This window comes from Exiguobacterium sp. R-17 (genome assembly GCF_049913315.1).
GTDB lineage: Bacteria > Bacillota > Bacilli > Exiguobacteriales > Exiguobacteriaceae > Exiguobacterium_A.
Genome location: NZ_CP184372.1, coordinates 2,574,834 through 2,588,648, shown reverse-complemented (window position 1 = coordinate 2,588,648; position 13,815 = coordinate 2,574,834). Strand labels below are relative to the sequence as shown.

General features: G+C 45.8%; 13 protein-coding genes. 8 read left to right on the top strand and 5 right to left on the bottom strand.

Annotation, left to right across the window (positions count from 1 at the left end; genetic code table 11):
- Positions 1–26 precede the first annotated feature (26 nt).
- Both ACN9MT_RS13575 and ACN9MT_RS13570 read right to left on the bottom strand, forming a co-directional pair.
- Positions 27–710: a hypothetical protein gene (locus ACN9MT_RS13575; protein WP_426272397.1), complete on the bottom strand. Its 684-nt coding sequence runs from the start codon at positions 708–710 to the stop codon at positions 27–29.
- On the bottom strand, positions 707–1,462 hold the full coding sequence (locus tag ACN9MT_RS13570; RefSeq protein ID WP_426272396.1) for a hypothetical protein: 756 nt from the start codon (positions 1,460–1,462) through the stop codon (positions 707–709). The genes ACN9MT_RS13575 and ACN9MT_RS13570 overlap by 4 nt, the downstream gene beginning before the upstream one ends.
- An 87-nt stretch (positions 1,463–1,549) precedes the next feature.
- On the opposite strand from ACN9MT_RS13570, the gene ACN9MT_RS13565 reads away from it, so the two are divergent.
- Both ACN9MT_RS13565 and ACN9MT_RS13560 read left to right on the top strand, forming a co-directional pair.
- Entirely contained in the window at positions 1,550–2,773 is a 1,224-nt protein-coding gene (locus ACN9MT_RS13565) for a hypothetical protein (RefSeq protein ID WP_426272395.1), read from the top strand.
- Positions 2,774–2,793: 20 nt separating this feature from the next.
- Positions 2,794–3,699, top strand: coding sequence for a hypothetical protein (locus ACN9MT_RS13560; RefSeq protein WP_426272394.1), 906 nt, complete (start codon positions 2,794–2,796; stop codon positions 3,697–3,699).
- A 150-nt stretch (positions 3,700–3,849) separates the two neighbouring features.
- Here the strand turns inward: ACN9MT_RS13560 and ACN9MT_RS13555 are convergent, their stop codons facing one another.
- Positions 3,850–4,296 (bottom strand): hypothetical protein, encoded by a 447-nt coding sequence (locus tag ACN9MT_RS13555; RefSeq protein WP_426272393.1) that lies wholly within the window; start codon positions 4,294–4,296, stop codon positions 3,850–3,852.
- Positions 4,297–4,497: 201 nt separating this feature from the next.
- Here ACN9MT_RS13555 and ACN9MT_RS13550 point away from each other — a divergent pair, with 201 nt between their 5' ends.
- The 3 genes from ACN9MT_RS13550 (at position 4,498) to ACN9MT_RS13540 (ending at position 7,947) form a co-directional block, all read left to right on the top strand.
- Positions 4,498–6,024, top strand: a complete 1,527-nt coding sequence (locus ACN9MT_RS13550; RefSeq protein WP_426272392.1) for an FAD-dependent oxidoreductase — start codon at positions 4,498–4,500, stop codon at positions 6,022–6,024.
- Between the two features lie 235 nt (positions 6,025–6,259).
- On the top strand, positions 6,260–7,279 hold the full coding sequence (locus ACN9MT_RS13545; RefSeq protein WP_426272391.1) for a fatty acid desaturase: 1,020 nt from the start codon (positions 6,260–6,262) through the stop codon (positions 7,277–7,279).
- Between the two features lie 155 nt (positions 7,280–7,434).
- Positions 7,435–7,947, top strand: coding sequence for a VanZ family protein (locus ACN9MT_RS13540; protein WP_426272390.1), 513 nt, complete (start codon positions 7,435–7,437; stop codon positions 7,945–7,947).
- A gap of 52 nt (positions 7,948–7,999) precedes the next feature.
- Here ACN9MT_RS13540 and ACN9MT_RS13535 read toward each other — a convergent pair whose 3' ends face one another.
- Entirely contained in the window at positions 8,000–8,194 is a 195-nt protein-coding gene (locus tag ACN9MT_RS13535) for a hypothetical protein (protein ID WP_197026233.1), read from the bottom strand.
- Between the two features lie 386 nt (positions 8,195–8,580).
- Here ACN9MT_RS13535 and ACN9MT_RS13530 point away from each other — a divergent pair, with 386 nt between their 5' ends.
- On the top strand, positions 8,581–10,014 hold the full coding sequence (locus tag ACN9MT_RS13530; protein ID WP_426272389.1) for an ankyrin repeat domain-containing protein: 1,434 nt from the start codon (positions 8,581–8,583) through the stop codon (positions 10,012–10,014).
- A 62-nt stretch (positions 10,015–10,076) separates the two neighbouring features.
- Here the strand turns inward: ACN9MT_RS13530 and ACN9MT_RS13525 are convergent, their stop codons facing one another.
- Positions 10,077–12,173: a 5'-nucleotidase C-terminal domain-containing protein gene (locus tag ACN9MT_RS13525; protein ID WP_426272388.1), complete on the bottom strand. Its 2,097-nt coding sequence runs from the start codon at positions 12,171–12,173 to the stop codon at positions 10,077–10,079.
- A 371-nt stretch (positions 12,174–12,544) separates the two neighbouring features.
- Here ACN9MT_RS13525 and ACN9MT_RS13520 point away from each other — a divergent pair, with 371 nt between their 5' ends.
- Positions 12,545–12,667 (top strand): hypothetical protein, encoded by a 123-nt coding sequence (locus tag ACN9MT_RS13520; RefSeq protein WP_426272387.1) that lies wholly within the window; start codon positions 12,545–12,547, stop codon positions 12,665–12,667.
- A gap of 323 nt (positions 12,668–12,990) precedes the next feature.
- Entirely contained in the window at positions 12,991–13,800 is an 810-nt protein-coding gene (locus ACN9MT_RS13515; RefSeq protein WP_035410437.1) for an ABC transporter permease, read from the top strand.
- Positions 13,801–13,815 lie beyond the last annotated feature (15 nt).

Below are 13,815 nucleotides of genomic sequence, written 5' to 3'. Positions count from 1 at the left end.
CTCCGTTTTCGAAGACAAGCGTTTTATCATAAGGATTGTTTGGTCGTCTGTTCAAAATCAATCGTCGAGTCTTTTTCAATCCCGGAATCGCGGAAGGTCAGACCGCCGTCGTCATCAAACTCGATTTCTAAAGAAGACTCATAGAAATATAGCATCAGGCTATTATCGGAATTAAAACGTCCGCTATACGTAAAGTCATCAAGTGGTTGTCCTTCATAATCTCGAGCATCATGGATTGTCAGTGTCGCCTCACGATTCGGATGCGTCACGACATCAATCGTCGCATCGCTATAATCTTGCTCGTTTTCGCCCTGATCACTCGTCGAGTACGTGTAGGTACCTGCCACGTCACGAAATGCTTTTTCGACCTTACCAAGAGTGCGGTGATAACTAGCTGCTTCATCCGCGAGTGCTTTGTCACCGAACGTCTGATTCATGACTCGTTCCGCGTGACGAAGGGCGTCCGTCGTCTGATTCATGAACAAGGCGGCTTTCAAATCGTGAAACGCCTCTTGTTGTTGTGCTAGGGCGATCAGGCGTTTGTCTGTCGCACCTTCCGTCCGGGCTTTTTCGCGCCATTGTTGTTCTTCGAACAGGTCTCCGGTGAGCGTGCTTTGAGCACTTTGCTTCAAGTGGAGATCCGCTGAGTCGTTACTACAGCCACCTAGTATGAGAGCTGTCAAAAGAAAAGGCAGTATGCGTGGCATCATGATGTCGTCTCCTTCTTGAAGGTTCGTTTCACAGAAGTGATGCTGTATCGGTCGTCATCGAACGTAACTTCATATTCGACGATGGCGCGATGGGATCGTTTCTCTTCTTCATCATTACTGAAATGAACAAGAGCGTATGTCTCGGTCGTTTCGACTCTGAATTCATTTTCGCTGATGGCTTCCATCCGATCGAAGGTCATGTCCTTTAATGTGAGGTAACTATACGGATCTTCTTCAGACACCTTCAGTCGATCGCCGAAACGGTCTCGCTCATCTTCTGTTAAATCGTCTTCACCGTAGAATAGATCAGCATAAGAACTGTAGTCCTCGATGGTAGGATCATAATAATCCCAACCGCCGTTTTCTCCATTATTGAGCAAAGGAAGACGCTGGGCATAACTGTTTAGAAATTCGTACATGGAATCGGGTGAGGCGGTATCGAAAATGAGGTAATCCTCAAGGTCTTCATCAGCCAGTTGATTACGTTGTATCGCTGAGGCACCTTCCGGCAAGACTTGATCGATATCAGCCGCTGTATGCGTTAGTTCACTCGTCTTAAACAGCGGTTGAGCAGCTTGATGTTTGAGATAACCAAACGTACCTCCACCGATGCAAAACAATACGATCACCAATCCAATGAGCCATGTTTTTTTGGCGGAACGGGATCGCGATGGACGATTTTTTTGACCGCAGACCGGACAATAGATCATCTGATCATTCATCGGGGTTCGACAATTCGAACAATGTGACATTAAAAAGCACTCCTTTCTTAACTTCGCTATTATAATGTAAAATAAAGATAAAAAATAACAAATTTTTGAACAAAAGGAGAGGGAATCATGGATCCATATGAACGATTGGGGATATCGCGGACTTCATCGATGAAAGAGCTCGAACGAGCGTATGCTGAGAAGCTAGAAGCACATCCGGAGGAATCCGAGGAACGCACAGAAATCGAACGAGCATACGTCGTTATCAAGTACGAAAAGAAACAAAAGAACAAACGCAATAAGCGAACGATCGGGATTAGCGCACTGCTCCTCTTACTCGCCGCTGGCGGTGGGACGTATTTCTTTTTGAACCAGGAAGAGACGCCTCAAGCGGTCGAACAAAAGAAGCAGGATGCTTCATTCGTCATTGGTGAAGAAGAGAAGACGAGTCAGGACAAATCGGAATCGAAACCAACGGAAGCGACGAAAAAGTCAGATTCGAAGGAAGTGTCCGATCAGGATTATAAAAATATCCAGGATATTTCAACGCTCTTTTTCCGAGAACTCGAAGATGCTCTGACGGAGCGGAGCGTCAAAGGGCTGTCTGTCAGTACAAACACTTATAATCAAAACTTCCAAAGCAGTTTGAACGATCTTGTCACAGGGGGGTACATCTTTGACGGTGAGCTGACGGTCAACGATATTCCTCAAAATGATATTACGATTAAAGGAGATAAGGCGACGGTCAAAGTAAAGGTCGACTACTCATCACGGTCTTATCAGCCGTATCTACACGAGCGTCCGGATGGCAGCACAATCGTCTGGGAACTAAATCTTGTGAAATCGGGACAAGACTGGCTCGTTGATCAACGGAAGTCGCTTTCGGATTCAGCGACAGGTAGAGGCATGGAAGTCCGAGAATCGGTCAAAGGGGACATCATCGATACCGTACATCAGCATGCGAAGGAGTGGGAACAGGCGTACATGGATAAAGACACGTCAGCCTTCACGTTGTTCACGTCGTCTGCGTACTTGAGTAAACAACAAAGTTATTACGCTAGTATGAATAAAAGGGGAGTCTACTGGGATGGATATTTGGATGAAGTCGAATATTCCCCAGCGTCAATTACTGTCAGCGAAGTCGCGACTGATTTGACCGCGACAGTTGAAGCACTTTGTTATTACGAAGGCGATTATTATAAAGAGGACGACGATTCACTCGAAGAGTCTAATCCGGGAAAAGACGTACCGTTCAAGTATTTCTTGAAATACAATCTAGAGGACGAACGCTGGTACATTACCGATTCGCAACCACTGAAAAGTTTCAGTCATAACGATACGACGACATATTAAAATTTAAGGAGGTAATTTAGATGAAAAAAGTAGTCATAGCAACAGCGCTTGGTCTCATCATCAGTACTCTACCAGTAGCGAAGGATTCGGTAGCAGCACTCAGTAAGGCAGAAAAATCGGTCGTTGATCGTCAAATCGCGGCGTTAAAGAAAAGTAAATTATCTGGTGGCTATAAACCGATCGATGTCCGGTCCGTCTATCTACTTGGTGGAAATTATCCTGAGACGTTTACGCTGTATGAACGTTTCAACTCGAAGACGTATATGAATGATGTCATCGGTAAAGCGCAGAAGTATGATGCGAAGAAGAAAAAATGGACGACGATCTACACGTATACGGATCGAGATACAGCTTATTATGATGTGTGGGCTAAAGGAAAATTAGTCGATACGAAAAAAGAACAACTCGTCATCGGACCAGTCGAGGGGAGCGGTAGCTTTTTAACACCAATTTTAATTGGATCAACGGATGGTAAGGCAATCAAAAAGGTGTTCGAAGCAAAAGAAGCGTATCCGTTTGGTCGCGCGTTGATTAAAGACAAAAAACTCTATCTAGGTTCGATGACGATCGTCCATGATGTCTATTCCTATAATGGGAAGACGTTGAAGCATCGTGTCGGTACGGGAGCAGATGATCGGACGGTTGCTGGGAAAGTATCGAAATACATGACACTCGATTATTATGGTGGTAGTACGCATCTGACGAGTAGTAAATCGATGACGCTCAAAAAAGGACAACGTTTCGGAATCGTTCGTAAATCAACGAAGGATAAGAATCCATATGTTTACCGCGCACTCTCATCGGGAGAAAGTAAACTGAACTTTGATGGCTATGGCTTTAAAGCAATCAAGACAGGTGTCGAGAAATGGCATTTCGAGCCAGAAGCATATGGTAATCCTGTTACGATGAAATTCACTATTAAATAAGTGTGAGACATTTCCTGACTATTTTAGGAACTGTTTTTTGGAATAGTCATAGGATGAATTTTTATTAAATCGGCTCTATTAAGAGTCCTTCGCATAACTGATGTTCACAACATACAAGCACCCTCGCCTAATGTAGGAAAGGGTGCTTTTTTAATGAGATAAATAGGCAAGCAAAAGCCCTTCTTCAAGTTTAACGTGACGAATCGAACGGTAACGGACATGACGGAAAGGAAAATAGAAGGAAAGATCAACGGTCAGGAGTCGGTTTGCGTAATGCAGGTAAGGTGGGCGAATGAGGTAGGTTTCATTAAAGGATTCGGTATCATGAGGACAGACATCAAAGACTTCGAACGTAATGGTACGTTTATCGACTGATCGCATTTGGAGCGTCAATTCGACTGGTAAGTCGCGTTCTAGACCATAGCGGGTCAACGGTACAGCGGCTTGAAGATGAAGATGTGTCGGTCGAATCGTGACGCAGATATCTGTCAGTTCTGGAATTTCTTTTGCTAGTACGCTTGCTAAGTCATACTCATCAATACTCGCTGCAAAGGTAAAACGTCGAAAAGTTTCGATGATATGGCGGCTCAGTTTCATAACATGGACTCCTCTCGTAGGATTCTTAGTCTTAGTATAAAGGATTTTAAACCTAATTATTCCATTTTATTTATTATTAAAGTAAATTAATCCCTCTCAGTTAGGCTTCTTTTTAAAACTATACGATTCGCGCATGTTTTCGCATCGTTCAGGGAACTTTTAACATGTCGACCTATCGTGTTTTCCGAAAGGAGTTTTATGATGTCTTACTTATCCGGATTTCCGTCATCTTATTGGAAGCAAAGTACACCTGCAACTTCTTATCCCACTTTGGATCAAGATGCGAAGCATGATGTCGTCATCATCGGGGCTGGTATTGCTGGGCTCGTCACGGCCATGCAACTGACTGAACGAGGATATGATATCGCCGTGATCGAAGCGGGTGACGTCACTGCTGGCACAACGGGTTATACGACGGCGAAAGTTTCCTCGCAGCACGGTTTGATCTACGATACGTTAATCAAAACGGTCGGTGAAGAATCGGCGCGACTATATTATGAAGCAAATGAAGAAGCCATCACGTTTTTACGTCATCAGGTGGAACGACTCGACATAGCTTGTGAACTTGAAACGCAGGACGCGTATCTCTACGCTGCGACATCAAAAGAGCAAGCGATGGAACGAGAAGTAAAAGCCTATGAACGATTGGGATTGAACGGTGGAGAAGCGACGCAAGAAGTTCGGGATAAGTTGCCGTATGATGTCAAACGAGCTGTCGTCTTGCGCGATCAAGCGCAGTTTCATCCAGTCAAATATCTTCAAGGACTCGCCCAACAAATCGTCCACCAAGGAGGTGCCTTATACGAACGGACACGTGCCGTATCGCTCGAATCGAACCGGACGCCGACAGTCATCTTAGAGAACGGTCACCGGATTGAGGCGAAGAAGGTCGTCATCGCGACTCATTTTCCGTTCCATGATTTCAAAGGCTTGTACTTCTCAAAACTTGAAGTCCATCGCTCGTATATCGTATCGGGTCAGGTCGATGAGACGTTTCCGGACGGAATGTTCATGAGTGCTGATCAACCGAGTCGTTCTCTGCGTCACACGCGGACAGAAGACGGTCGTCTGCTTGGACTGTTCGGCGGCGAGAATCATCTATCTGGTCACGAGACAGAGACGATGCAGCGGTATCAACATCTTGCGGATTTCGCAAAGCATGAATTCCGCGTCGAATCGTTCGGACAGTTCTGGTCAGCACAAGACTTGATCACGCTCGACAAGATCCCCTACATCGGACAGATGACACCAAATGATCCGAACGTGTTTGTCGCGACCGGTTTTGCGAAATGGGGGATGACGAATGGTATCGCGGCCGGACTGTTACTCAGCGACTTATTGACGGGAACACCAAATCGTTTTCGGCATCTGTTCGATCCGAATCGTTCGAAGCTAAAAACGAAGGATGCGACGCAGTTCGTCAAGAACAATGCGGACGTTGCGATCGAACTGGTCAAAGGAAAGCTGACGAAAGCACGTCGCAGTGCCGACGAGTTACAACCGGACGAAGGTGGACTCGTCAACCATCACGGAAAGACGGTCGGTGGTTACCGGGATCCGGAAGGAACGCTTCATCTCGTCTCGACGACCTGTACCCACATGGGGTGCGATACGAAATGGAATGAGGCGGAACGGTCGTGGGATTGTCCGTGTCATGGTTCACGATTTGGTCCGACAGGAGAGGTGCTAGAAGGACCAGCCGTCAACCCACTCAAATCGATCGAGTAAGCAGAGACGCCTGTCTCTGCTTTTTTAATTTTAAAAATAAAACCGTGGACGATTTATGATATGTGATATAATTACCTGGTAACAAAAATATTTTAGCGCTAAACAATTAGAGTGCCGCTTTTGAATCGTGTTGTAGAGGCACCGTCACGACCACCGCTCACTGGTTTCATATTTTAGTTTCACTATTTTACTTAGCGTCGTGAACGCTGAAACAACCCGAGGAGGAAGCACCACTATGAGTAAAGAAAAGATTGCCCAGCTGCGCAAACATGTATCGCCGTTTGAGAAAGCGGACATCAAAGCCAGCGTCCGGCAGATGATCAACACGATCCTGCCATTTCTCGTCCTATGGTTTCTGGCATATGAGGCCCTGAAGCTATCTGTGTTTCTCGCGATCCCTTTGGCGATCCTTGCTGCAGGATTCGTCGTCCGGATGTTCATCATCTTCCATGATTGTACCCATGGTTCATTCTTCAAAAATAAGAAGGCGAACGCCATCGTCGGAACGATCACTGGGGTTTTGACGTTATTCCCGTATGAGAAATGGAAACGAGAGCACTCGATCCACCACGCATCGAGTGGGAATCTCGATAAACGCGGTGTCGGCGACATCTGGGTCATGACGATTGAGGAATATATCGAAGCATCACGCTTCACACGTCTCAAGTATCGTCTGTACCGGAATCCACTCGTCATGTTTGGTCTTGGACCACTGTTGTTGATTCTTGTCTCGAGCCGCTTCAACCGGAAAGATGCTCGGAAAAAAGAACGCATCAACACACATGTCATCAATGCGTCGCTCGTCGTCTTGTACGGTATCCTGATCTACTTCATCGGCTGGCAAGCCTTCCTGATCATCCAAGGCACGACGATGTTTACAGCAGGTGTCCTCGGAATCTGGTTATTCTACGTCCAGCATACGTTCGAAGACTCGTACTTTGAAGATGAGAGCGAATGGGATTACGTCAAGGCAGCAATCGAAGGTAGTTCGTATTACGAATTACCGAAGGTCTTACAATGGGTGACCGGAAACATTGGATTCCATCATGTTCACCATCTCAGTCCACGTGTCCCAAATTATCATCTCGAAAAAGCACATGTCTCGACGCCACCGCTTCAGAAGGCGACGAAGATCGGTCTCTTCTCAAGTTTGAAATCGCTTCGGTATAAGCTATACGATGCGAAGAACAAAACGTTCGTGACATTCCAAGATATCAAACATCTCTTGCGCGATCCGAAACCGTCATCGCTGTAAGCTTTTCACCTCATCCATATGGATGGGGTGTTTTTGTTGTACGAGTTGTAAAAGAGGGAAAGCACATTAAATGAGAGCTGTGTATGTCCGTCTTTTGGCGTATGTTCACGATAAGCATCCATGGTAGGATGTACAAAGAGAAAGGAGCGTGCATGATGCGCCGTATACCCATTGCTGCTTATGTAGGAGGAGCCATCTTACTTTTCTTATTCGTTTTCAGTTCGATGACCTATCAGCAACAATCCCTGATTCCATTTTTGACGCAACATATGCCGCTCGACTGGGTCTATGCGTTTTCTTTCGTGTCGTTCCATTACGAAGTCCCGATCAGCGTCGCGTCACTCGGACCTGCTGCCTTCCTTGAATTCTTCATTCGGAAGGGCATGCATGCTGGTCTGTTCTTCATCCTCGGGATCAGTCTTGTTCATTTTTTGCGCGGTCGAGGATACGCAGCATTCCCAGCTGCCTTCTTTTCCTTCACGACGGCGATGACGATCGGTGTGTTGGATGAGTTCCATCAATTGTTGACGGGTGGACGTACACCACTCGTTGGAGACGTACTAATCGATGGTAGTGGTGCACTCGTCGGCATCGTCTTATACACTGTCATCCGTCTCTATTTGAAAGCCGATCGGATCGTTCGCGAACAAGAACAACAGCACGCATGAAAATAACCCATCGTCCCAATCCTAGGATTGAGGCGATGGGTTATTTTAGCGATTAGAACCGTTGTACCCACTCGATTTTGTACTGAGTGCGTCCGTATTCTCTTCTTAACATGTTGTCGGCTTTTTTTCGTGCTGTCTTATGATCGCCTGCTCGAACATTCAATCGATCCGTGTCGATGATCTCATCTCCGCGTAATACGTGATACTGGACGGTATAGTCCTTTTTCATGAAATTAAATAATCCCAAGTTCTTCACTCCCATATTCTTCTTCCTGTTAGTTATTATATGGGATTCCAAATTTTTCTGCAATATAAAAGAGTGACTATTGTACCACCTATCCATAAATAGTTAGTGGTTCGAATGACAGGTTGCTTTATTGTATGAATTGCGTATAAATGCTGAAAAATCAACAAACATCACTCTAAAATAGAATTTTAGAAATTTTATTACATAAATAATGAATATTCAGGAAAAAAATTATGTTATCAAGATGTGTTTGAAAATATAAGTTGTCTGAATATTCTTTTGGTATGTCAGGAAAGGATTCCCTTGGAACTTTGATGGAATAACCGTTAAGATAAGAAGGGATAAAAAAATACAATGAACCAAACGATAAATGAAGGAGATGACGTATGGAGCAGGAGACGAATGAACGAATCGATCCCGCACAACGGATCAGGAAAGCAGTGACACGAAAAGAGACCGCTTATTTCAGTTTGTTATTAGGCGTCGCTATTTTGACAGTGGGTGGCATCATCGGCTTAGTATTTGAAACAGGCGAGAGCGGTATTTATGCTATGTTCGCGCTCGTGATCCTGCTGTTATTACTCTGGTTACGTCAATGGCGACGAGTATCGCGGATTCGAAGTGAAGGGGTTCGCTTGAGTGCGAAGCAGTTCCCGGAGTTATTCGAGCAAATCGGCATGCATACAGAACAATTGCAGCTGTGGCGGATTCCAGAAATCTATTTCCAGAACGATGTGAAACGACCATATGTCATCGGATTATTTCAAAAATATTTGATTGTCCTTCCGACGTCATATTTGGAATTGACAGAGGTACGACGGTTCCAGTTACTGCTTGAACTTGCACGCATTAAACGAAATCATCAAGAAAAGCAGGTGTTGCTTTGGATCGGAAGCTGGGTTCCATTTTTACGTCCGGCTTACACGCGGGCATGCGAACGGACTCGTTATCAGATGGTTCTACCGCTTGTATCCAACCAGTGTGCCCGGCAAGCGATCTTTGAGGATATTCTCGGTCCAACACTTCTTGCGACGACGGATATCGTTTCCTATACAGCGGAGAAGCGTCAGCAACGGACGTTTTCTGACTTATTGTATGAGAAGCTACAGACCAATCTATCCATGCTGGAACGGCTTCGCTTGACGGGTGAACCGCTCGATCAACCCCGTCCTTTCCTACGTTATAGTCAAGGAATCATCATCACGCTTAGTGTTCTGACGGTCATGTTCTTCGTTAGTGCAGGGGCAGGGATCTTGCTGAACGAAGCGGGAACGCAAACGGTAGCCAGTAACGACGCGTCGACGGCAAAAACAAACGATCAGGATTTAAATGAGACGGAATTGATGGCAGCGATTCAAAAAGGAAAGCTCGAAGATGTCCATCGCTTGATCCCGGAAAGTGATATGAAAGCAGTCGATGCAGATGGGGATACGGCATTGCATTATCTCGGTTACCGGAAGTCGAGCAAGGGGCTTGAATCGATCTTCAAGGAACTGCTAGAAGCAGGGAGTGATGTCGATGCCGTCAATGACTTTGGCGAGCGACCATTCATTACAGCTGTCTTCAGCAATAACGATGAACTCGTCGATCTGTATTTGAAACGAGGCGAGAAAATCAACCAACAAGATGACGATCAGTTCACGCCGCTTCATCATGCTGTCGAGGGCGAGGGGAAACAGACAGTCAAGCTATTGCTCGAGCGCGGTGCCGACCCGTCGATCAAAAATGCGGATGGCTTCACACCACTGATGATGGCACAGGAGTATGAACTCGATGAAATCATTGATCTGTTGAAACAACACTCAGCGCAAACGTTATAAAACAACAACCGCAGGCTCTCTCGAATGGATCGAGAAGGCCTGCGGTTGTTTGTTGTATTGAATTAGTTTGGTAATTTTGATGTGTCGACGATACGACCTTCGATGTTGTAATTGACTTCACCGAGTGATTTTGTGAAATCACGTAGGTTTTCCCAGTCAGAGAGACCGAGATCCGTGACACGGCCTTCTTCATAAGCCGTCGCGAATGGTGTGAGACCATCGCCGCCTTTAGCCGTGAAGGCATTCGTTGCGAGAACATAAGTCTTCGCTGGATCAATAAGATCGTACGTGTCACCATTTTTGACTTCCATCTTCGTGACGCGCTCACCTGCAGCTTTTGTGCTGTCGTACTCGAACTTCATACCAGAGACGTGGAGGAAACCACCGTTTTCTTTTGGCGCAACCCCAACACTGATTTCAAGAAGATTCTTGATTTCTTCACCGGTCATTTTCGCTGTCGCAAGTGTGTTACCGAATGGAAGCGTCGTTAAGACTTCACCGACAGTGAGTGGTCCAGCATCAATGGCAGCACGGATCCCTCCACCGTTTTGCATCGCGATGACTGTGTCTTTATTGTATTCTTTTGCTTTTTTGAGCATACCATCCGTGATCAAGTTTCCGAGAGCCGTTTCGCTGTTGCGGACACTGATTTCGCCGCGTGGGTTTGGAAGGGCATTAACGATATTCGCACCGACTTCTTCGTTTTTCAACTCAGCGATTTGATCCGCATATGGCTTAAGGATTTCAGCCGCACGCACATCTTCTTTTGCTGTAGAAACATCAATCAATGAACCGTTATACTCAGTCAATTTTCCTTTGTAGTCGAACGTCAAATCAAGATTTCCGAGGAAATCACCGTATTGGTAGGCTTGAGCGATGATTGTCGGTTCTGCTTTGCCTGGAACGACCGTCTCATCAACGACGACCGGTTTTTCAAGTTTCGTGTGCGAGTGACCGCCGACGATAACATCAATCCCGTCGACATTACGTGCAAGCAATTGATCGTTATCGATTGCTTCGTTGTCATCAAAACCGATGTGTGTCAACGCTACGATTTTATTGACGCCACGATCTTCAAGCTTTTTGACAGCAGCTTTAGCGCTATCAATATAGTTTGCAAACGCAACCGTACCTGGGCTTGCGATATCTTTCGTCTCTTCTGTCGTCAGACCGAAGAAACCGATTTTTTGACCTTTGTATTCCTTGATGATGCCTTGATAAATCTTGCCGCGCTCCGGTCCTGCAGTGATTGTTTTCTTTTGTAGACCATTGAACGACTTATTTTTGCTGAAATCGACGTTCGCTGTGATGAACGGGAATTTTGCAGCCGTGACGAAGTTTTTCAAGGCGATGTTATTGTCAGTATCCCCAAGATCGAACTCGTGGTTACCGAATGTCATCATGTCGTATTTCATGTAGTTCATCAGTTCAAGATCTGCTTGACCGAGGAACTTGTTGAAGTAGAGTGTTCCAGAGAAGACGTCACCTGCATCTAAGAGAAGCGATGGTTTACCTTCTGCACGGTAAGCTGCGCGAAGTTCTTTGATGACTGTCGCACGTTTTGGTGTCTTATCGAGGTTCGCGTGCGTATCGTTCGTGTGCATCAAACCGATCGAGAAGTCATCCGTGTTGACGTCGAGAACTGTGATTTTTGCTTTTAATGTAATTGTCTTTCCGAGGCGTGTATAACTTGCGACCGCGTATTTCACACCTGCTTCGCTCGTATCGACCTTCGACCAACGGACTGGTTTGTCATAGATACGACCTGTCGCGTAGAGAACAGCCAATGTTTTTGGCAATTCTGGCTTTTGATCAACGTAAATCGTTTGATCCGCGACTTTCTCGACGAACTTCACTGCATAGTTCTGGATGTAAATCTTGACTTCGATTGGATTCTTTTTCTTACCGTATGTGCCTTTGACCGTTTGGTAACGGTTGAACGCATGGCGATCGTAAGATTTCCATGTGATTTTCTCACCTTTATATGTAGCAGGGAGTTTGACCGGAGCACCTTTCGTGAAGACGAGTGACTTGAGTTTGACCGTTTTGACTTTGACATGCGTTGCAGCCGAAACTGTCGTTTGGGCAACCGGCACGATTGCCGATGTCGTCAGGGCGACAGCCACAGCTGCCGCGTAAAGCGGTTTTGATTTGTACATACGTAAAAATCCTCCTTCAAGAGTGGGGTATGAATGCAAGGTCGAGCTGCGATCGTTGACCTCTTCTTCTACTATAAAGGGTTCGGAAAGCTTCGTGGGATGAACCTTTTGTAAATAACGTAAATTCTTAGGTCCGACAACATGACAACCTACGGGAGTCGTTCGTTTGATAGGATTCAAATCCGAACGTTCGCTTTCTTGATTAAATGATAACGCTTTCATTATATCTTGTCTCGAATAAAAATGAAACGAAAGAATATGAACAATCGTTAAACATTCCCATTAAATGTCGATTTTTTAGTAGTCGGAAATTGCTAAATATTGTATGATGTCAGTATACAAGTAGTTCGGATGAAAAGGGGCAACGCTGGATGAATGATAAGGTTCGAGGAGGCGTCCTCGTCGGCATTATTTGTGTGATTACGGTCCTCCTCGTGTGGGGGCTTGCTTCGCCACCGACGACGATTGAGTTTCCACATTTTAATCACGCATAAAGGAAACAAACTAGGAGATGACCGGTGGTATACCCGCCGGTTTTTTCGTGCCTGAAAAACTACAGTTTGGTGTCGGTTCGTCCAATACATTGACACGCTTTTTCCCGATGGCTAGAATTGATTAAGTGTATATAGGAAGTATTGCTTCTATCATGCACGAGTAAACGAAGAAGGAGGCGAGTCAGAATCGACCGGGCAAGGTCCCGTTCACGCGGAGGGAGCGTTCGTTTGAGCAATCGCGGACGGCATCCGTCTTTTTTGAGTGGAATCAACGAATATGAAAATAAAATACATGTATCATGAATCGGAAGGAACTTACACTTATGCTGAAAGAAATGAGAAGTATCATCCGGGAACAGGTCGATAATTTCCCCCTGATTCGCCGGTTGGCGCGATATGAAATCAAATCAGCGCATGCAGAGCAACGCCTTGGCCTTTTATGGGAGCTCCTCAATCCGGGTCTCCAAATCTTCATCTACTGGTTCGTCTTCGGGGTCGGTCTTCGCGGAAATAAGGACGTCGATGGAAACATTCCGTTCATCGTCTGGCTCCTTTGCGGGATCGTCGTCTGGTTCTTCATCAACGATGCGTTGCTTCGGGGGTCGAATTCGATCAACAGCCGTCTCGCAATGGTAACAAAGATGCGTTTCCCGATGAGTGCGATTCCATCGTATGTCATCTTGTCACGGATGTATCAACATTTTGCGATGCTTGCGATCGTCATCGTCGTCATCATTGCAAACGGCATTCCGATCACATGGAAACTGCTTCAATTGCCGTATTATATGATCGCCACATACATTTTCGTCTATGCATTCTCGCTTTGCTTTTCGACACTCGTCACACTCGTCAAGGACATCCAGCTCTTCTTGCAATCGATGATGCGGATGCTCTTTTATATGACACCGATCCTGTGGAACATCGAGCGGTTCCCGGACGTCTTACATGGGGTCCTCCGCTTGAATCCGGTCTACTATCTCGTCGAGGGATACCGGGCGAGCTTGCTTGGCGGACATTGGGTCTGGCAAGAATGGCCAACGGGTCTGTACTTCTGGAGTATCACGCTCCTCTTATTCTCAGCCGGAACGTTCTTGCACATCAAGTTCCGTAAATCATTCACTGAGCTCGTTTAAGGGAAGGAAATCGCC

Coding starts and splice junctions, on each gene's coding strand:
- ACN9MT_RS13560 (WP_426272394.1), top strand. CDS start 2,794: ATGAAAAAAGTAGTCATAGCAACAGCGCTTGGTCTCATCATCAGTACT.
- ACN9MT_RS13525 (WP_426272388.1), bottom strand. CDS start 12,173: ATGTACAAATCAAAACCGCTTTACGCGGCAGCTGTGGCTGTCGCCCTG.
- ACN9MT_RS13570 (WP_426272396.1), bottom strand. CDS start 1,462: ATGTCACATTGTTCGAATTGTCGAACCCCGATGAATGATCAGATGATC.
- ACN9MT_RS13550 (WP_426272392.1), top strand. CDS start 4,498: ATGTCTTACTTATCCGGATTTCCGTCATCTTATTGGAAGCAAAGTACA.
- ACN9MT_RS13540 (WP_426272390.1), top strand. CDS start 7,435: ATGCGCCGTATACCCATTGCTGCTTATGTAGGAGGAGCCATCTTACTT.
- ACN9MT_RS13545 (WP_426272391.1), top strand. CDS start 6,260: ATGAGTAAAGAAAAGATTGCCCAGCTGCGCAAACATGTATCGCCGTTT.
- ACN9MT_RS13555 (WP_426272393.1), bottom strand. CDS start 4,296: ATGAAACTGAGCCGCCATATCATCGAAACTTTTCGACGTTTTACCTTT.
- ACN9MT_RS13565 (WP_426272395.1), top strand. CDS start 1,550: ATGGATCCATATGAACGATTGGGGATATCGCGGACTTCATCGATGAAA.
- ACN9MT_RS13520 (WP_426272387.1), top strand. CDS start 12,545: ATGAATGATAAGGTTCGAGGAGGCGTCCTCGTCGGCATTATTTGTGTG.
- ACN9MT_RS13515 (WP_035410437.1), top strand. CDS start 12,991: ATGCTGAAAGAAATGAGAAGTATCATCCGGGAACAGGTCGATAATTTC.
- ACN9MT_RS13530 (WP_426272389.1), top strand. CDS start 8,581: ATGGAGCAGGAGACGAATGAACGAATCGATCCCGCACAACGGATCAGG.
- ACN9MT_RS13575 (WP_426272397.1), bottom strand. CDS start 710: ATGATGCCACGCATACTGCCTTTTCTTTTGACAGCTCTCATACTAGGT.